Raw genomic sequence first — 18642 nt, 5'->3', positions numbered from 1 at the left:
CTACTCCCCTTTGCTGGCCGGTGCGCCGGCCTGTTTCCAGTCGAATACCTGCGTGGTGCCCCCCGCACCACTCCCCAATGTCACCTTCACCCGTTGCGGGGTGAAGTCAGCCGGCAGCATCACGCTGCCGGTGAGCTGCTGGAAGTACCGGAACGAGTAATCCTGTCCCGGCACCTTGCTGCGCTGGTGCAGCTCGTCCCAGCTGATGGTGGCCAGCTTGCCGTTCTTCACGCCTTCCACCGTGAAACGCATCTGCCCTTGGCTGATCGCTCCGCGGTTGAGGTTCTGCGTCAGCACCACGCTGTACTGCCAGGTGCCGGCCGATTCCGGGCTGAATTCAATCGAATGGGTGTTCAGGCCCTTGCGCTGGCTGGTCGAGCCCACCAGGCGTTCGTAGAAGGCGACGTCAGCGCGCAGGCCGGCGATCTCTTCATCGCGCTCGGCCAACGAGGACTGCACTTCGTTGTTGGCGGCGCGGCTGATGCGGTCCGACGCTTCCAGCGTGGCCTGCTTCTGGCGCAGTTCGGTCAGCTGCGTCTGCAGCGTATCGGCGCGCTTCTCGGCAGCCTGCACGCGCTGGCCCTGTTCACCGCGCGGCGTGCCCAGCCAGCAGCCACCCAGCACCGCAAGCACCAGGCTGAGCAGCCAGATGCCGGCGATCACCAGCAGGCGACGGCGGTCGGCGGGTGGTTGCGCGGCACCGGGAAGGCGGACCTGCACGCGCATGGGAGGGCGGTTGTTCATGGGTAGTCTCCGTGGCAGCGCCGAAGCGCCGCCAGTACGGCCCCTGGGGCAAACGACGGGCTAGTGTATGACAGGAACGGCAGGTTTCCCCGGTGCCGGCCGGTACCAGGCGGTGGCATTCAGCCACTCCATGGTCGATAGTGTGGCACCCCGCACAGTTCCGCCGCCGGAGCCCGCCATGACCGAAGCCCACCTGTTCGTGATCGGCATCCTGCTGGCCTGGCTGGCCGGCATCCGCGTTTACCTCACCGTATTCGGCGTCGGCATCGCCGGCCTGCTCGGCTGGGTCGACCTGCCACCGGCGCTGCAGGCCACCGAGTCGTGGTGGGTGCTCGGCACGTCGGCGGCGCTGGCCATTGCCGAATTCTTCGCCGACAAGATTCCCGGCGTGGATTCAGCCTGGGACCTGGTGCAGACCCTGGCGCGCGTGCCCGCCGGCGCTTTCCTCGCGGCAGCGACACTGTCGCCCGATGGCGACCTGGGCACCGGTGCACTGGTCGCCGGCGCGGGCGTTGCGCTGGCCAGCCATGGCCTGAAGGCCGGCACCCGCGCCCTGCTCAACACCTCACCGGAACCGGCCAGCAACTGGGTCGCCTCTGCGGCCGAAGATACCGTGGTGATCGGCGGCTTGGCGCTCGCGCTGGCGCATCCATGGATCGCGCTGGTGGTGGTGCTGGCCTGCAGCCTGGCCGGCGCATTGCTGGTCTGGCTGGTCTGGCGCACCCTGTGGAAAAGCGTGCGCTGGTTGGCACGTGGCGGCAGCGACGACGGACAACGGCAACCGCGTACCGGCTGATCGGCTGGCTTGTCGCATAATGGCCGCGAACACCAGGAGCATCGATGGCCGCAAACGAATCCGTCGCGGGCCCCCGCCCGGGACGCGCTGAAACCCCTCCGGCCGATCATTGGCAACGTTGGGCCGCCCCCTCGGCTGCGGCAACGCCTGCCGAAGCAGTACTGGCGGTGTCAGAGGCACCCGCCCTGTCGGTGCCCGGCGACGGCGCGCGACTGGCGGCTCCGCCGCCCCTGCCCTCCACCGCCGCACTGCCCGAGGCGGGCAACAGTGACATCCCGCCTGTCGATGCCGACTCGCCCTACCGCGTGCTGATCGTCGAAGACGATCGTGCCCAGGCGCTGTTCGCACAGAGCGTGCTGCATGGCGCCGGCATGCAGGCAATCGTGCTCGGCGATGCCGATGGCGTGCAGCAGGCCATCCGCGAGCAACGCCCTGACCTGATCCTGATGGATCTGCACCTGCCCGGGCTGGATGGCATGCGGCTGACCGCGATGATCCGCCAGCAGCCCGGCATGCAGCTGCTGCCAATCGTCTTCCTCAGCGGCGACCCGGATCCGGAGCGCCAGTTCGAAGTGCTCGACTGCGGTGCCGACGATTACCTGAGCAAGCCGATCCGGCCGCGCCACCTGATTGCCGCGGTGGCCAACCGTATCCGCCGCGCACGCGCGCAGGCAGCGACCCTGCCCGGTGCCAACGGTGCACCGGCCACCAGCAACCCGGAAACCGGGCTGCCCACGCGCCACCACGTGCTGCAGCAACTCAACGCGACGCTGGCCCAGCACGACCGCGGTGGCGTGTTCTTCGTGGAAATCTCCAGCGCGCTGGGCCTGCGCGAGCGCTATGGCTATGCGGCCTTCGAGCGGCTGATGGTGCAGGCCGGGCAACGCCTTGCCGAGGCTGGCCATCCGCACCTGCTGGCGCGCCTGAACGACAACAGCTTCCTGCTGCTGGCGCGCAACGCCGATGAGGACAGCCTGGAAGCGATCGCCGGCACCCTGCGTGAGCAGCTGTCCGCGCGCGCCTTCGTGATACGCGACGACGAGTCGGTACACCTGCGTGGCGTGGTCGGCTACGCGCCGCTGTCGCCGGGTTTCGACGATGCCAGCAGCGCCCTGGAAGCAGTCGAACGTACCACCCTGCAGGCACGCCTGCTCAGCGCCGGCGTTGCCGGCCACGTGCATCGCCAGGTCACGACCGAGCAGGAGCACCTGGCGTTGCTGGAAGGCCAGCTCGAGCTCGCTTACCAGCCGATCGTCGCCGTCGCCGGCGGCAGCAGCGCGCAGTACCAGTTGCTGCTGCGCCTGCGCCGGACCGATGGCAGCGTGCTGACCGCCGGCCAGGTGATTCCGGCAGCCGAGGCGGCCGGCCGCATCGCCGACCTCGACCAGCAGGTGCTGGAGCATGCGATGGGCCTGCTCGACCTGTATCGCCACGCCACCCAGCCGCTGAACCTGTTCGTCTCGCAGTCGCTGCGTACCCTGCAGCGCGATGCCTTCGCCGACTGGCTGCTGGAGTCACTGCAGCAACGCCGCCTGCCCGGCAGCGCGCTGGTGATCGACGTGCGCCTGCCCGATGCACTGATCCACACCGTGCCGTTGCAGCAGTTCTGCCAGCGCATGGCCAGCGTCGGCGTGCGCTTCTGCCTGAGCCAGTTCGAACCGGGCAGCGAAGCCCTGGCGCTGCTCACCCAGCTGCCACTGTCGTTCGTGCGCATGGCCGCACGCTTTTCCAGCAGCCACTCCAACCCCGATACGCGCGAAGAACTGCGCCGATCGATCGAGCAGGCGCATGCAGCCGGCCTGCAGATCATCGGCCAGCAGATCGAGGACCCGCAGGCAGCGGCCGCGATGTGGGTCGGCGGTGTCGATTACATCCAGGGCAACATGGTGCAGTCGGCCGGCAGCGACCTGAACTTCGACTTCCACAACGCGGTGCTCTGAGTGTCACCGACGGTCGCGCTGTTGGCGGTGCTGGCGCTGGCCATCGTCGCCCTGCTGGTACTGGGCCTGCGATTGCGTTCGCGCAATCGCGCGCTGGCGGCACTGCAGCGCGAACGCATCACCCTGACCAGTGAACGCGACCAGCTGCGGCGCACCACCGAGCGCCAGGGCCAGCTGGAACATCAGCTGCTGCAGGCCAAGCAGGCTGCAGAAGCAGCCGTGCTGGCCAAGGGCGAATTCCTGGCCACCATGAGCCATGAAATCCGCACGCCGCTCAACGGCATCCTGCCCATGCTGGAGCTGATTGCCCGCGGCCCGCTCGGCGAAGACCAGCGGCAGATGCTGGCCACCGCCTCGGCCAGCTCGCAGCAGCTGCTGCGCATCGTCGATGACATCCTCGATTACTCGCGCCTGGAAGCCCAGGCGCTGGAGCTGGAGATCACCAGCTTCAACCTGCGCGAACTGCTCGATGGCGTGGTGCAGCTGCTGCAGCGCGCCGCCGAGGCCAAGGGCCTGACGTTGAGCCTGCAACTGGATCCGGCCGTGCGCCTGCCGGTACGCGGCGACCCGGTGCGCCTGCGCCAGGTCCTGGGCAACCTGCTGGCCAATGCCATCAAGTTCACCGCACGCGGCCAGGTGCAGTTGCGCGTGCAGCGGCTGGGCGAAGGCCCCGCCCAGCACCAGCTGCGTTTCGAAGTGGTCGACACCGGCATCGGCATCGATGAGGCCCTGCAGGCGCGGCTGTTCCAGTCCTTCAGCCAGGCCGACGCGTCCACCACCCGCATCTACGGTGGCACCGGCCTGGGCCTGGCCATCTGCAAGCGCATCACCGACCTGATGCATGGCGATATCGGCGTGCACTCCACCCCAGGCCAGGGCGCAACCTTCTGGTTTGAAATACCGCTGCTGAAGGTTCCCGGCGACCTGCCGGCGCTGGCCCGCTCGCCGGCAGCGCTGCTGCTGTACACCGCCGATGCACAGCTGCAGCCACGCGTCGAACGCATCGCCGCGCACCACGGCCTGCAGGTGCAGCCGCTGGCCAGCATTGATGAGGCAATGGAACGCCTGCGCGCAGCACCACGCCCGGGCCAGAGCACACCGGCATGGTTGCTGGTCGACGCGCGCCACCGCCGCAATGGCGAGGTGGCCCTGCAGCGCGCCTTGGCCGAGCGCGGTGCCGACGACGCACTGCAGGTGCTGTGGCTGCAGGATGATCCGGTTGCAGCACGGCCGCGCCAGCAGCAGCTGCACAGCACATTCAACGATGCCGACCTGCACGCGCTGCTGGCGCAGCCAACCGCTACCGCGCGACCCGCAGCCCTGCTGGCCAACGCCGAAGACGCCAGGCCGGCCGCCGCGCTGCCACCGCTGGATCTGCATGTGCTGCTGGTCGAAGACAACACGGTCAACCGGATGGTGGCCGAGCACCTGCTGCGGGTCTTCCAGTGCCGGGTGCGCAATGCCGCCGACGGCGAGCAGGCCCTCGCACTGCTGCGCGCAGGTGGAATCGACGTGGTGCTGATGGATTGCCAGATGCCGGTGCTCGACGGCTACAGCGCGACACAGCGCTGGCGCAGGGAGGAAGCCGAAGCCGGGCGCACGCGGTTGCCGATCATCGCGATGACCGCCAACGCCATGGCCGGTGATCGCGAACGCTGCCTGCAGGCGGGCATGGACGACTATCTTTCCAAGCCGATCACGCGTGAAGCGCTGCATGCGCTGCTGCAGCGCTGGGGCCGGGTTTCCGTGGATCGCGGACATGCACCGCTGCCGGAACCCGTGCAACCTGCCGCAACCCCGAGCGTGCCCGACGGCGAAAGCCTGGACGATGAACGAACGCGCGCGATCCCGATTCCACAGCCGGTGCTTGATCGCAGTGTGCTGGATGAACTGCAGGCGGTGATCGGCGATGCCGCCGCGCAGATCGTAACGGTGTTCCTGGAAGATGCACCGCAGCTGGTGCAGCAGCTGCAGCAGGCGGCGCAGGGCAACGACATCGAACGCCTGCAGGCGCTGTCGCACAGCCTGAAATCCTCCAGCGCCAACGTCGGCGCGCTGTCGCTGTCAGCGGTGGCGCGGCGGATCGAACTCGAAGCCCGCAGTGGCAGCCTGCAGCGCCCTGCCGTGGCAGTGGCGCTGCTGGTGGCGGAGTTCGCCCGCGCGCGCGTGGCGCTGACCGGCTACCTCGCCGGCCAGGCCCGTTGAATCACTCTTCGAGCTTGCTCAGCAGGTACTTCGGCTCACCGATGCGCTCGATCAGCTCCAGCTGGGTTTCCAGCCAGTCGATGTGCTCTTCCTCGGAGTCGAGGATCTTCACGAACAGCTGGCGGCTGACATAGTCGCCGACCGAATCGGCATAGGCCACGGCCTCGCGCAGGGTGACTACGCCATCGCGTTCCAGCGACAGATCGCACTGCAGGATCTCGGTCGGGTTCTCACCGATGCGCAGCTTGCCCAGCGCCTGGAAGTTCGGCAGGCCTTCAAGGAACAGGATGCGATCGGCAAGCATGTCGGCATGCTTCATTTCCTCGATCGATTCCTTGTACTCGTGTTCGGCCAGTTCCTTGATGCCCCAGTTCTTGAGCATCTTGGCGTGCAGGAAGTACTGGTTGATCGCGGTCAGCTCGTTGTAGAGGACCTTGTTGAGGAATTCGATGACCTTGGTGTCGCCCTTCATGGGGATGCTCCTGCACGCTGAAATCGCGGGCACTGTAGCGCCTTGCGCGCGCGCGTGAAGGAACGCGAATCGTGCGCATTGGCCACTGCGGCCAGCAATGAAGACCAGGAGAGCGTGGCGTCAACGCGCCGCGAAACGACTCAGGCGACCTGCGCCAGGCCCAACACCGGCAACGGCAGATCGTGGGTGGCACGCGCCTTGGCCAGCAGTTCGCCGGCCATGTCCAGGCAGGAACCGCAGGTGGCGCCGCATCCGGTGCGCATGGTCAGCTCGGCCACCGACGTGACGCCATGGCTGGCGGCTTCGCGGATCTGGTGGTCAGTAACACCGTTGCAGATGCAGACGTACACGGGCGGGAACCAGGGCAGCAGGCCAGTAGCGGCCTGGTCGCTATTCCAATGGAAACGAGAATGGTTGTCAATCAGAGACCTGAACCATTCTCGATACGGTTCAGAGTACCGTCGGATCCACACGGTACGAGGCGGCTACAGGGACAACAGCCCAAGCGCCAGCACCGGTGTACTGAAGAAGACGATCAGCCACTGCACACCACCACCTGCCGCTCTCACCCGCAGCAGGTAGTCCGCCAGGAACAGCGCACCCGCACAGGTCGCGAAGGCGAGGCAAACGCCCAGCCCAAGCGGCATCCATGCGATGTCGCCGAGGACCACCGCGCTCAACAACAGCCAGGAGAGGCTTGCCAGACGGACAGCCAGTTGCTGCCGGAAATACCCGGCAGACGTGCGTTGCGACCGTTCGGCCCGCTCTTTGCGCAACCTGCCCGTCAAACGGCTCCCGGTTCACCCTTTGCTTTCCGCGGCCAGTACCCGCCGCGCATGGGCGTGCGCTTCCTGGGCCTGTCGTGGCCGGCCGCGTGGCCTGGCATCCAGGCCTCGGCAGCGCTCTTGGGCATGGCACTGATGCCCTGCCCCGCCACCCCCTGGGCCAACGGCGCCAGATGTCGCAGGGCGCGCGCATAGACGCCACGCTTGAACACCACCACATGCTCCACCGGATACCAGAAGTCGACCCAGCGCCAATGATCGAACTCGGGCGAGTCGGTATGGTCCAGGCTGACGTGGGCTTCATCACCGGTCAGGCGCAGCAGGAACCAGACCTGCTTCTGGCCGATGCAGACCTGGCGTTCATTGCGGCGGATGGCACGCGCCGGCAGCTTGTAACGCAGCCAGCCCGGTGTCGCCCCAAGCACTTCAACGTGCTCCGGCAACAGCCCGGTCTCTTCCTGCAGTTCACGATACATGGCCTCGACAGGCGTCTCGTCGGTGTTCATGCCACCCTGCGGGAACTGCCAGCCATCCCGGCGCACACGTCGTGCCCAGAACACCTGCCCGTCCTGCCGCATCAGCACGATGCCGACGTTCGGTCGATAGCCGTCCGGATCGATCACGATGCGGACTCCTAAGAAAATCTACTGGTTGGGACTATCCCATGCCGTCTGTCGGGCCACAAGCACGATACAAAGGTGTTGACAGTCCTTGTACACATCAGCAGAATAGCGGGCTCACCAAGGCTATGTAGCTCAGCCGGTTAGAGCACAGCACTCATAATGCTGGGGTCGGTGGTTCGAGTCCACCCATAGCCACCACGTTGAAGTTGTTTTTCAACGTGAAAAGTGAGAAAATAGTTACACGTTACATTGCCCCTTAGCCAAGCGGTAAGGCACCTGACTCTGACTCAGGCATCGGTGGTTCGAATCCATCAGGGGCAGCCAAATTAAAAAGAAAAAGGCCTGATCGAAAGATCAGGCCTTTTTCTTTTTAATTTGGTCACGCATCCCACCTTATCCCCGCGCCTGTCGGCGCGCCCCCCTTGAACAACAAGGGGACTCTCCTCCAGACAGAGACCGGGGTCGGGCATACGGACCATGGGTAGTGCCGGCCGCTGGCCGGCAACCTTGAAATGCGCAGCCCCAGAACGACAAAAGCCCGGCCGAAGCCGGGCTTTTGCTTTTCCATCCAGCGGGCTCCCGAAGGAGCCCAACCAGGCGCGGTAAATCAGCGCTTGGAGAACTGGGTGGCGCGGCGGGCCTTGTGCAGACCGACCTTCTTACGTTCGACTTCGCGGGCGTCGCGGGTCATGAAGCCAGCCTTGCGCAGCTCGGACTTCAGGGTCTCGTCGTACTCGACCAGAGCGCGGGCGATACCCAGACGGATCGCACCGGCCTGGCCGGTGGTGCCGCCGCCAGCGGCGGTGACCAGGATGTCGAAGCTCTCGGTGTTCTTGGTCAGCTCGAGCGGCTGGCGCACGATCATGCGAGCGGTCTCACGGCCGAAGAACTCGTCCAGCGGACGGCCATTGACGGTGATGTTGCCCGAACCCTTGCGCAGGAACACGCGAGCGGTGGAGGACTTGCGGCGGCCAGTGCCGTAGTTTTGAGTGATAGCCATGATTAGATATCCAGAACCTGCGGCTGCTGTGCGGCGTGCGGATGCTCAGTGCCGGCGTAGACCTTGAGCTTGCGGTACATCTGGCGACCCAGCGTGCCCTTCGGCAGCATGCCCTTGACGGCGGTCTCGATCACGCGCTCCGGGTGGCGCTCAAGCGCCTGGGCGAGGGATTCGGTCTTCAGGTTGCCGATGTAACCGGTGAAACGGTGATACATCTTGTCCTGCAGCTTCTTGCCGGTGACGACAATCTTTTCTGCATTGATGACGACCAGGTAGTCGCCGGTATCAACGTGCGGGGTGTAGACCGGCTTGTGCTTGCCACGCAGACGGCGGGCCAGCTCGGTGCAGAGACGGCCCAGGGTCTTGCCCTCGGCGTCGACGAGGTACCAGTCGCGCTGGACGGTCTCGTTCTTGGCAGTGAAAGTGCTCATGAAGAACTCTTGGTTAGGTCGGGCTCATTGCGGCGAAGGACTCGCCGGAACTCTGCCACGCGTTGTGAAAGGTGGAGCGTAAGGGGCGGCATTGTACGCACCTTGGCTGGCGGGTGCAACCGGTCCCCTGCCCCGGGTTGGCAGGGGACCGGGGCCGGGCGAGAATCGGGCCTCCCCCGCTCCACGCCGTGCCGCCATGACCGTGCTTCGCCAGACCACCCCGCTGGACCACCTGCTGACCGAGGCGCAGCGCGCCCTGGACACGGTGTTCGGCAACCCGCCGGCCAGCCGCCCCTATCCGGCCACGGACACCGGCGAGCCCGGCATGGACAGCGCCCAGCGTCGCCACGCGGCCGGGCTGATGCGCATCAACCATGTCGGTGAGGTCTGCGCCCAGGGCCTGTACTTCGGCCAGGCCGCGGTGGCACGCGACCCGGCGACCCGCGAACATCTGCTGGAAGCGGCCCAGGAAGAGACCGATCACCTGGCCTGGTGCGCCACCCGCCTGAGCGAGCTGGACAGCCGCCCCAGCCTGTTCAATCCGCTCTGGTACGCCGGCAGCTACACCATCGGCACCCTGGCCGGGCTGCGCGGCGACGGCTGGAACCTGGGCTTCGTGGTCGAGACCGAGCGCCAGGTGGAAGCCCATCTGGACGAACACCTGGTCGACCTGCCGGCCGGCGACCTGCGCAGCCGCGCGGTCATCCGGGTGATGAAGGAAGACGAGGCCCGGCATGCCGAACATGCCGAGCAGGCCGGCGCGCGCCGCCTGCCGTTCCCGATTCCGGGCGCGATGGCGCTGGCCTCCAGGGTGATGAAGACCATTGCCTACCGGCTGTAACCCGCATGAGGGTAGTGCCGGCCGCTGGCCGGCAACCCCGCATGGGTCGCCGCAGGTAATGAGGTTGCCGGCCAGCGGCCGGCACTACCGGGATTAATTGGGTGACACCAGCTTCAGGCCGATCACGCCGGCCACGATCAGGCCCACGCAGGCCAGGCGTGCCGGCGAGGCGCTGTCGTTGAACAGGTAGATGCCCAGCACCGTCACGCCCATGGCGCCGATGCCGGTCCAGATCGCATAGGCCGTGCCGACCGGAATGTTCTTCATCGCCTGGCTCATCAAGTACAGGCTGATCAGCGCCGACACCACCGTCAGGGCGGTCGGCACGGGTTTGCTGAAACCTTCGGAGTACTTCATTCCAAGGGCGAATCCGATCTCGAACAGACCGGCCAGCAGCAGGTAGATCCAGGGCATGGGTGGGGGCTCCTTACCTTTTTGGGAAAAACGAAACGGCCCGGTGTTTTCACACCGGGCCGTAGGTCGGTACATCGCCGTGGAACTGAAGATTGCGCCAAGCGCAGGCTCCACGGGGCGGGGCGTCCCGCCTGGGTGGCGATGCCTACCGGCATCGCACATGGGTCACTCAGCCAGGTTGCGGCCGTGGAACAGCTCTTCGATCTCACGACGCAGCAGCGCTTCGATCTTCATGCGTTCCTTGAACGAGATGTTCTTGGCCTTTTCCTCGAACAGGTACTGGTCCAGGTCGAAGTCCTTCAGGTGCATCTTCGTGTGGAAGATGTTTTCCTGGTAGACATTGACGTCGAACATCTCGTAACGCGACTTGATGTTCTTGGCCAGGAAGTTCTGGATCGAGTTGATCTTGTGATCGATGTAGTGCTTCTTGCCCTTCACATCACGCGTGAAGCCACGGACACGGTAGTCCATGATCACGATGTCCGATTCCAGGCTCTCGATCAGGTAGTTCAGTGCCTTCAACGGCGAAATGACGCCACAGGTAGCCACGTCGATATCGGCGCGGAAAGTGGCAATGCCTTCCTGCGGGTGCGTTTCCGGATAGGTGTGCACGGTGATGTGCGACTTGTCCATGTGCGCGACCACGGCATCGGAAATCAACTCCTTGCCGGCCTGCTTCTTGTCGATCACCGGCTCTTCGGAGATCAGGATCGTCACCGAGGCACCCTGCGGATCGTAATCCTGGCGCGCCACGTTGAGGATGTTGGCGCCGATGATCTCAGCGACATCGGTCAAGATTTGAGTAAGCCTGTCGGCGTTGTACTCTTCATCGATGTATTCAATGTAACGCTGACGCTCCTCTTCGGTGCGCGCGTAACACACGTCATAGATGTTGAAGCTCAGCGCCTTGGTGAGGTTGTTGAAACCCTGCAACCTCAGGCGAGGCAACGGCTTGACCACGGCGGTCGATTCCTGTGTAAGAAGGGAAAGGGGGAATTATGCGGCATAAGTGTCTCCAGGGGGAACGTGAAGACGCTCAGGTTCTGGCACACTGTTTGCCCTTAACAATTGCGCTGGTTAAGCTCCGCTATCGACCCCGTGAATCCGTTCATGCGCAGAGGGAGCGCCCCTATCGTGTCAACCGTGCGCCTAGCTAGCAGCCCATTGGCCTTGGACATCGCAACAATCGACCGCTTCCTGGCACACAGCCACCGGCGGCGCTATCCCACCCGTACCGACGTCTTCCGACCCGGTGACCCGGCGGGAACCCTGTATTACGTCATCAGCGGCTCGGTTTCGATCATGGCCGAGGAGGAGGAGGACCGCGAGCTGGTGCTGGGCTATTTCGGCGCCGGTGAGTTCGTCGGCGAGATGGGCCTGTTCGTGGAGTCGGACCGCCGCGAGGTGATCCTGCGCACCCGCACCGCCTGTGAGCTGGCTGAAATCAGCTACGAGCGCCTGCATCAGCTGTTCCTCGGCCCGCTGTCGGCCGATGCCCCGCGCCTGCTGTACGCGCTGGGCCAGCAGATCTCCAAGCGCCTGCTGGACACCAGCCGCAAGGCCAGCCGCCTGGCGTTCCTGGATGTCACCGACCGTATCGTGCGCACCCTGCACGATCTGGCGCAGGAGCCGGAGTCGATGAGCCATCCGCAGGGCAGCCAGCTGCGCGTCTCACGCCAGGAACTGGCCCGCCTGGTCGGCTGCTCGCGCGAAATGGCCGGCCGGGTGCTGAAGAAGCTGCAGACCGACGGCCTGCTGCACGCCCGCGGCAAGACCGTGGTGCTGTACGGCACCCGTTGACCACCCGGTGTCCGCCGGGCATGGCCCGGCGCTACCACAGGATCTGCGCCGGGAGCGCCGGGCCATGCCCGGCGGGTCGCCATACGTGCGACGTGCCATCGCATGTCCCGCACACCCGCTTCCGCTAGGCTCGATCCATGGAACTGAGCAGCGAATTCTGGTGGTTCATCCTCATCGGCCTTGGCGCACAGCTGGTCGATGGTGCGCTGGGCATGGCATTCGGGCTGGTTTCTTCATCGGTGCTGCTCAGCATGGGGCTGCCTCCCGCACAGGTCAGCGCCAGCGTCCATACCGCTGAGGTGTTCACCACCGGCGCATCCGGTGTGTCGCATCTGGTAGCAGGAAATGTCGACAAACGCCTGTTCTTCCGCCTCGCCCTGCCCGGCGCACTGGGTGGTGCACTCGGCGCGTACGTCCTGACACAGGTCCCTGGCGACCTGATCCGCCCGCTGATCTACCTGTACCTGCTGGTGCTAGCCATCATCATCCTGGCCCGCGCGGCCGGCCGCTGGATGCCCAAGGGCGAGATCCGCCGGGTGCCGGTGCTGGGATTCTTCGCTGGCCTGCTCGATGCCAGCGGCGGCGGCGGCTGGGGCCCGGTGGCCACCTCCACCCTGCTCGCCCGCGGTGGCCAGGCCAGGACCACCATCGGCACCGTCAACGCGGCCGAGTTCGTGGTCACCCTGACCATTTCGGCCACGTTCCTGCTGTCGATGGGGGTGCAGCACCTGCAGATCGTCGCCGGCCTGTTGATCGGCGGCATGATGGCCGCGCCGGTGGCGGCGGTGCTGGTGAAGCGGGTGAAGGAGCGCTGGGTGCTGGTCGCAGTGGGCGTGCTGGTGCTGGGCATCAGCCTGTTCCAGGTGGGCCATGCACTGTTCGGGTACCTGGGCCGCTGACCGCCCGCCGGGCGTGGCCCGGCRCTACCGGGTCCCTGCCCGGCGGGCAGGCGGGATCGATTACGCCTTCTCGCCACCGCGGTCCACGCAGCCCCAGTTGAGGATGCGGGTGCCGGCCGGCAGCACGCGGCGGAAGAATTCCACCTTGGCCGGCTTCGGGTTGACCACCACCGGCGCTTTCGCCGCCAGCAGCAGCGGAAGGTCGGCGGTACTGTCGGAATAGGCGATGTCGATGTCGCCGTAGCCGCGCTCGCGCAGCATGCGCATCTTCTCTTCGTTGTGGCAGTGTCGGGTCGGCCCTACCCCGCCCAGACGCGGCCCCACTTCGGTGCCGATCACCGGCACGTCCTGGTGAGCGACAAAGGCCAGGATCGCACGGGCCAACTCCGGCGGCGCACCGGTGGCCACCACCACGCGGTCGCCCTTGGCACGATGCGCGGCGAACACCTCCAGCGCCTGTGGCAACAGCTTGGCGCGCATCTGCGCCTCGTTGCGCAGCACGTAGGCGTCGATCACCTTGTTGAACTCACGCGCGCGGTGCAGCCCGAAACTGCCGATCCAGACATAGACCGAGATACCGGCACGGCGGGTCGGCAGCATCGCCACCATCGGCCCGGCGATCGGGGTGACCAGCAGCGCCGCCAGCATCCGCAGCGGGTTGCGCTTGATCAGCGAGGCGAACAGGTGGGTGCCCGAATCGCCGTCATACAGGGTGTGGTCGAAGTCGAAGACCACCAGCGGCGCATCCTCGCGCGGCGTTGGATAGTGCGTTTTCATGCTGCGAAGAATAGCTGACGCAGACCCTCACCCGGCTCTTCCACGCGCATGAAGGCCTCGCCGACCAGGAACGAGTGGATGCCGGCATCGCGCATCAGCGCCACGTCCTGCGGGCCAAGAATGCCACTCTCGGTGACCAGCAGGCGATCGCGCGGCACGGCCAGGCGCATGTCCAGCGTGGTCTGCAGCGACACTTCGAAGGTGCGCAGGTTGCGGTTGTTGATGCCGATCATCGGCGCCGGCACCTGCAGCGCACGCTCCAGTTCGTCGATGTCATGCACTTCCACCAGCACGTCCATGCCCAGCGACATCGCCAGTTCGGACAGCGTGGCCAGCTGCGTATCGTCCAGCGCAGCGACGATCAGCAGGATGCAGTCGGCGCCAAGCACGCGCGCCTCGACCACCTGGTAGGCGTCGATCACGAAGTCCTTGCGCAGCACCGGCAGCGTGCAGGCATCGCGGGCCTGCTGCAGGTAGACGTCGGCCCCCTGGAAGAAATCCACGTCGGTCAGCACCGACAGGCAGCTGGCGCCGCCGAACTCATAGCTGACCGCGATGTCGGCCGGGCGGAAGTCGGGGCGGATCACGCCCTTGGACGGGCTGGCCTTCTTCACTTCGGCAATCACCGCCGGATCGCCATTGGCCACCGCGGCCTGCAGCGCGCGCACGAAACCGCGCACCGGTGGCGCATCGGCCAGCGCGGCCTGCAGCTCCTCAAGCGGCCGCTGGGCGCGGCGCTGGGCTACTTCTTCGGCCTTGCGGGCCAGGATCGTCTGCAGGATATCGCTCATCGTCGTCGGGTCGGTGCTGGGGCGGTGAGGACGACCATTATCGGCCATCGGGTGGGTCAGGCTGAACCGCGCGCTCAGGCAACCAGCGCGCGGGTGGTATCGACATACTGCTGCAGGCGGGCACGGGCGCTGCCATCGGCGATGACCGCGCGGGCGCGGGCCAGGCCGTCGCCGATATCGCTGGCTACGCCGGCCACGTACAACGCTGCGCCCGCATTCAGGGCGACGATGTCCAGCGCCGGACCCGGCTCGTTGTCGAGCACCGCGCGCAGCATGGCAATGGATTGCTCCGGGCCGTCCACGCGCAGGTTGCGGCTGGCCGACATGGCGATGCCGAAGTCTTCCGGATGGATCTCGTACTCGCGCACCTTGCCGTCGCGCAGCTCACCCACCAGGGTGCCGGCGCCCAGCGAGATCTCGTCCATGTTGTCGCGGCCCCAGACCACCATCGCACGCTCGGTACCCAGCTCGCGCAGCACGCGCGCCTGGATGCCCACCAGGTCGGGATGGAACACGCCCATCAGCACCGACGGTGCGCTGGCCGGGTTGGTCAGCGGCCCGAGGATGTTGAAGATGGTGCGCACGCCCATCTCGCGACGCACCGGCGCCACCACCTTCATCGACGGATGGTGGATCGGCGCGAACATGAAACCGATGCCGGTCTGTTCGATGGCCGCCGCCACCTGCGCCGGCTGCAGCTCGATCGCCGCGCCCAATGCCTCGACCGCATCAGCGCTGCCGGACTTGGACGACACGCTGCGGTTGCCATGCTTGGCTACGCGCGCGCCGGCGGCTGCAGCAACGAACATCGCGCAGGTTGAGATGTTGAACGTATGCGAGCCATCGCCACCGGTGCCGACGATGTCGACCAGGTGGGTGGTATCGGCGACCGGCACGGCCAGCGCGAATTCGCGCATCACCGTCGCCGCGGCGGCGATCTCGTCGATGGTCTCCTTCTTCACACGCAGGCCGGTGAGGATGGCGGCGGTCATCATCGGCGAGACGTCGCCGCGCATGATCTGCCGCATCAGGTCGACCATTTCGTCGAAGAAGATTTCGCGGTGTTCGATGGTGCGTTGCAGGGCTTCCTGGGGGGAGAAGCTCATCGGAATACTCCTTGGATCAGGCAGCCGGGCGCTGCAGGAAATTGCGCAGCAGCGCGTGACCGTGCTCGGTGAGGATCGATTCGGGATGGAACTGCACGCCCTCCACCGGGAACTGGCGGTGGCGCAGGCCCATGATCTCTTCGATCGAGCCATCCTCGTTCTCGGTCCACGCGGTCACTTCCAGCGCGTCGGGCAGGCTGTTCTTGTCCACCACCAGCGAGTGGTAGCGGGTGGCCTGGTAACCGTCCGGCAGGCCGGCGAACACGCCCTTGCCTTCATGGCGGATCGGCGAGGTCTTGCCGTGCATGATGTTGCCGGCGCGGATGACCGTGCCGCCGTAGACCTGGCCGATGCCCTGGTGGCCCAGGCACACGCCGAGGATCGGCGTGGTCGGGCCCAGGCGCCGGATCAGCTCCAGCGACACGCCCGCTTCGTTGGGCGTGCACGGGCCGGGCGAAATGACGATGCGTTCGGGCTTCTGCGCGGCGATCTCGTCCACGCTCATCGCATCGTTGCGCACCACCTTCACTTCGGCACCCAGCGTCTGCAGGTACTGCACGAGGTTGTAGGTGAAGCTGTCGTAGTTGTCGATCATCCACAACATGGTCAGGTTCCGTCGCTTATCAGGAAAATGGCGTACACGTTTTCGGTGTAGGTGATGGGGCCGGCTTCGATGGATTCGGACAGGCGCGAGCCCGTGGTCTCGATGCTGTTCATCGGCGCCTCGGGCGAGGGCGGCGAAGGCGGCGTCACCAGATCGCCGCTGCGGGGCCAGTTGCCTGCCTGCACGCCGTAGGCGAAGTTCGGGGCCACGTCGGAGATGCTGTAGAGGCCGGTGATGCGCGCGCCATAGGCCGTGGCAAGGTGCTTGGCGGAGGCGCGTGTCTGCGTTGCCGCTTCGGCCTTGAGTTCGCCACGCAGTGCGGCTTCCTTCGAGTAGCCAGGCCGCATGCTGCTGATCTGCAGGTCATCGCTGGCATCGACCGCGCGCAGGAAGGCCTGCAGGTCGCCGGTGGTGCCGAAGCTGCCTTTCAGCCGCCGGCTCACCCGTGTCCCCAAGTATTCCTGCTTGCCCTGCACGCTGTAGCGGTAGTCCGGCTGGATGGTCAGGTTGTCCGCCACCACGCTTGCCGGAAGTGCATGGTTGCGCTTGAACGCACCCAGCACCGCATCGACATTGCCCTGCACGCGCGAGCGCGCTGTATCCGGCTGAAGATCGGTGGACTTGACCAGCAGTTCGACGGTGAACCGGTCCGGCATCACCGTTCGCGCGCCCTCGCCCTTCACCAGCAGGTGCGGCTGCGAGGGAATGGTGTTGGCCTGCGCCCAGGCAGACGGGGCCATCGTGGCCAGCAGCGACGACCACAGCAATGCGCTCAGCAGCTTCATGCGGTACTCCTTGTCTTGAACGGAAACAGCGAGGGGTGCTGCGGCGCAGGCCACAGCACGGGGAAACTCACAGGCCCTTGGCGGCCTGGGCGACGGCACGGAACAGCGCGCGGCCCTTGTTCATCGTCTCGTCCCATTCCTTGTCCGGGTCCGAGTCGTAGACGATGCCGGCGCCGGCCTGCACGTACAGGCGGCCGTCCTTGATCACGGCGGTGCGGATCGCGATCGCGGTATCGGCATCGCCGTGCCAGCCGATGTAACCGATGCTGCCAGCGTAGACATTGCGCTTGATCGGTTCCAGTTCGCGGATCACTTCCAGCGCGCGGATCTTCGGCGCGCCGCTGACCGTACCGGCCGGGAAGGTGGCGCGCAGCACGTCGGCGTAGCTCAGGCCCGGCTGCAGCTGCCCGGTCACTTCGCTGACGATGTGCATGACGTGGCTGTAGCGTTCGATCACGAACTGCTCGCCCACTTCCACGGTACCGGCTTTGGACACGCGGCCGGCGTCGTTGCGGCCCAGGTCGATCAGCATCAAGTGCTCGGCGCGTTCCTTCGGATCGGCCAGCAGCTCGACTTCCAGCGCCTGGTCCAGTTCCGGCGTGGCGCCGCGCGGGCGGGTGCCGGCGATCGGGCGCACGGTCACTTCACCGTCCTGCAGACGCACCAGGATTTCCGGCGAGGAGCCGACCACCTGCAGGTCGCCGACATCGAGGAAATACATGTACGGCGACGGATTCAGTGCACGCAGCGCGCGATACACATCCACCGGGCGCGCCTTGAATGGCACGCTCAGGCGCTGGCTGAGCACCACCTGGAAGATGTCGCCGGCACGGATGTACTCCTTGCTGCGCTGGACCGCATCGACGAAGCCTTCGCGGGTGAAACCTGAAACGAAATCGGACTCGTCCAGCACGTCGCTGGTGAGTGGTGCCGGATAGCCGGCACCCGGCGCGCGCAGCCTGGCCGCCAATGCGTCCAGGCGCGCTTGGGCCTGTTCAAAGGCGCCTTCGACGCGCGGGTCGGCGTGCACGATCAGGTACAGCCGGCCCTTCAGGTTGTCGAACACCGCCAGCTCATCGGAGTGCAGCAGCAGGATGTCCGGAGTGCCCAGTTCGTCGCGGCCGGCCGGCGATGCCAGGCGCGGCTCGATGTAGCCGATGCACTCGAACCCGAACCAGCCGACCAGGCCACCGGTGAAGCCCGGCAGGCCTTCCAGCTTCGGCGCCGAGTGAGCACTGCGCAGCGCCTCGACCTCGGCAAACGGATCGGCCACCTCGCGGGTTTCCACCACTTGGCCGTCCTCGCGCACCGTCAGGGTGTGGCCGTGGAAGGCGTACACGCGACGTGCCGGCAGGCCGATGATCGAGTAACGACCAAAGCGCTCGCCGCCTTCGACGGATTCAAACAGGTAGGTATTGGGGCCGTCGGCGAGCTTCAGATAGACCGAAAGCGGCGTGTCCAGGTCGGACAGCACTTCGCGGACAACGGGAATATGGGTGTGGCCTTCAGCGGCCTGCTGCTGAAACTGAGCGTGCGAGATCAAGACGACTTTCCTTCCGGGACACAGCGTTATGGGGACGGACGACGGCAACAGGCCACCATCGCCACCAACGGCGTGCGGAAGAAAGG

The 18642-nt window shown here is 66.1% G+C and carries 21 protein-coding genes and 2 tRNA genes; 8 read left to right on the top strand and 15 right to left on the bottom strand.

The features are described from left to right. Positions 1-744, bottom strand: coding sequence for a DUF6776 family protein (locus AC1DCU_RS07225; protein ID WP_025874629.1), 744 nt, complete (start codon positions 742-744; stop codon positions 1-3). A gap of 178 nt (positions 745-922) precedes the next feature. On the opposite strand from AC1DCU_RS07225, the gene AC1DCU_RS07220 reads away from it, so the two are divergent. The 3 genes from AC1DCU_RS07220 to AC1DCU_RS07210 are packed head-to-tail and all read left to right on the top strand — an operon-like array spanning position 923 to position 5685. Beyond that, on the top strand, positions 923-1540 hold the full coding sequence (locus tag AC1DCU_RS07220; RefSeq protein WP_025874628.1) for a DUF4126 domain-containing protein: 618 nt from the start codon (positions 923-925) through the stop codon (positions 1538-1540). 44 nt (positions 1541-1584) lie between these two features. Next, complete coding sequence (locus AC1DCU_RS07215) at positions 1585-3480, top strand: EAL domain-containing protein (protein WP_312963949.1); 1896 nt, start codon at positions 1585-1587, stop codon at positions 3478-3480. Continuing rightward, positions 3481-5685, top strand: coding sequence for an ATP-binding protein (locus AC1DCU_RS07210; protein WP_312963951.1), 2205 nt, complete (start codon positions 3481-3483; stop codon positions 5683-5685). Position 5686: 1 nt separating this feature from the next. Here AC1DCU_RS07210 and bfr read toward each other — a convergent pair whose 3' ends face one another. From bfr to AC1DCU_RS07190, 4 genes are all read right to left on the bottom strand, one after another. After that, positions 5687-6157 (bottom strand): bacterioferritin, encoded by a 471-nt coding sequence (gene bfr / locus AC1DCU_RS07205; protein WP_025874625.1) that lies wholly within the window; start codon positions 6155-6157, stop codon positions 5687-5689. A gap of 140 nt (positions 6158-6297) precedes the next feature. Then, a complete protein-coding gene (locus tag AC1DCU_RS07200) occupies positions 6298-6507 on the bottom strand; it encodes a (2Fe-2S)-binding protein (RefSeq protein WP_032951724.1) in 210 nt (69 codons plus the stop codon). Between the two features lie 135 nt (positions 6508-6642). Beyond that, on the bottom strand, positions 6643-6933 hold the full coding sequence (locus AC1DCU_RS07195) for a hypothetical protein (RefSeq protein WP_312965556.1): 291 nt from the start codon (positions 6931-6933) through the stop codon (positions 6643-6645). An 8-nt stretch (positions 6934-6941) separates the two neighbouring features. Beyond that, the gene (locus AC1DCU_RS07190; protein WP_025874624.1) at positions 6942-7565 is read right to left on the bottom strand and encodes an RNA pyrophosphohydrolase; all 624 of its coding nucleotides are present in this window, start codon (positions 7563-7565) and stop codon (positions 6942-6944) included. A 121-nt stretch (positions 7566-7686) separates the two neighbouring features. Here AC1DCU_RS07190 and AC1DCU_RS07185 point away from each other — a divergent pair. Together AC1DCU_RS07185 and AC1DCU_RS07180 are read left to right on the top strand one after the other, a co-directional pair. Then, positions 7687-7763, top strand: a tRNA-Met gene (locus AC1DCU_RS07185). A gap of 52 nt (positions 7764-7815) precedes the next feature. Next, positions 7816-7889, top strand: a tRNA-Gln gene (locus tag AC1DCU_RS07180). Between the two features lie 283 nt (positions 7890-8172). Here the strand turns inward: AC1DCU_RS07180 and rpsI are convergent. Continuing rightward, positions 8173-8565: a 30S ribosomal protein S9 gene (gene rpsI / locus AC1DCU_RS07175; protein ID WP_005411311.1), complete on the bottom strand. Its 393-nt coding sequence runs from the start codon at positions 8563-8565 to the stop codon at positions 8173-8175. 2 nt (positions 8566-8567) lie between these two features. Further along, positions 8568-8996, bottom strand: a complete 429-nt coding sequence (gene rplM, locus AC1DCU_RS07170) for a 50S ribosomal protein L13 (protein WP_025874623.1) — start codon at positions 8994-8996, stop codon at positions 8568-8570. Between the two features lie 196 nt (positions 8997-9192). Between rplM and coq7 the strand changes: the two genes are divergently transcribed. After that, the gene (coq7, locus tag AC1DCU_RS07165; protein WP_032976655.1) at positions 9193-9837 is read left to right on the top strand and encodes a 2-polyprenyl-3-methyl-6-methoxy-1,4-benzoquinone monooxygenase; all 645 of its coding nucleotides are present in this window, start codon (positions 9193-9195) and stop codon (positions 9835-9837) included. A 93-nt stretch (positions 9838-9930) separates the two neighbouring features. Here coq7 and AC1DCU_RS07160 read toward each other — a convergent pair whose 3' ends face one another. Further along, the gene (locus AC1DCU_RS07160) at positions 9931-10251 is read right to left on the bottom strand and encodes a DMT family transporter (RefSeq protein WP_025874621.1); all 321 of its coding nucleotides are present in this window, start codon (positions 10249-10251) and stop codon (positions 9931-9933) included. Positions 10252-10416: 165 nt separating this feature from the next. After that, complete coding sequence (gene speD, locus AC1DCU_RS07155) at positions 10417-11211, bottom strand: adenosylmethionine decarboxylase (protein WP_025874620.1); 795 nt, start codon at positions 11209-11211, stop codon at positions 10417-10419. Positions 11212-11361: 150 nt separating this feature from the next. Here speD and crp point away from each other — a divergent pair, with 150 nt between their 5' ends. Together crp and AC1DCU_RS07145 are read left to right on the top strand one after the other, a co-directional pair. Continuing rightward, the gene (gene crp / locus AC1DCU_RS07150; protein ID WP_025874619.1) at positions 11362-12051 is read left to right on the top strand and encodes a cAMP-activated global transcriptional regulator CRP; all 690 of its coding nucleotides are present in this window, start codon (positions 11362-11364) and stop codon (positions 12049-12051) included. A gap of 137 nt (positions 12052-12188) precedes the next feature. Then, entirely contained in the window at positions 12189-12950 is a 762-nt protein-coding gene (locus tag AC1DCU_RS07145; protein ID WP_025874618.1) for a sulfite exporter TauE/SafE family protein, read from the top strand. Between the two features lie 60 nt (positions 12951-13010). Here the strand turns inward: AC1DCU_RS07145 and AC1DCU_RS07140 are convergent, their stop codons facing one another. The 6 genes from AC1DCU_RS07140 to trpE form a co-directional block, all read right to left on the bottom strand. Next, a complete protein-coding gene (locus AC1DCU_RS07140) occupies positions 13011-13727 on the bottom strand; it encodes a haloacid dehalogenase-like hydrolase (protein ID WP_282279457.1) in 717 nt (238 codons plus the stop codon). Further along, positions 13724-14518: an indole-3-glycerol phosphate synthase TrpC gene (gene trpC, locus AC1DCU_RS07135; RefSeq protein WP_059065380.1), complete on the bottom strand. Its 795-nt coding sequence runs from the start codon at positions 14516-14518 to the stop codon at positions 13724-13726. Before trpC ends, AC1DCU_RS07140 begins: the two co-directional genes overlap by 4 nt. Before the next feature lie 74 nt (positions 14519-14592). Further along, on the bottom strand, positions 14593-15624 hold the full coding sequence (gene trpD / locus AC1DCU_RS07130; RefSeq protein ID WP_025874615.1) for an anthranilate phosphoribosyltransferase: 1032 nt from the start codon (positions 15622-15624) through the stop codon (positions 14593-14595). 16 nt (positions 15625-15640) lie between these two features. Further along, positions 15641-16228: an anthranilate synthase component II gene (locus AC1DCU_RS07125; RefSeq protein ID WP_025874614.1), complete on the bottom strand. Its 588-nt coding sequence runs from the start codon at positions 16226-16228 to the stop codon at positions 15641-15643. A 2-nt stretch (positions 16229-16230) separates the two neighbouring features. Beyond that, complete coding sequence (locus tag AC1DCU_RS07120; protein WP_032976650.1) at positions 16231-17013, bottom strand: SIMPL domain-containing protein; 783 nt, start codon at positions 17011-17013, stop codon at positions 16231-16233. 67 nt (positions 17014-17080) lie between these two features. Beyond that, on the bottom strand, positions 17081-18556 hold the full coding sequence (gene trpE / locus AC1DCU_RS07115) for an anthranilate synthase component I (protein WP_282279459.1): 1476 nt from the start codon (positions 18554-18556) through the stop codon (positions 17081-17083). Between the last annotated feature and the right edge of the window lie 86 nt (positions 18557-18642).

Source organism: Stenotrophomonas sp. 10L48, from assembly GCF_056395105.1.
This window is presented reverse-complemented; position numbering and strand designations above follow the sequence as displayed.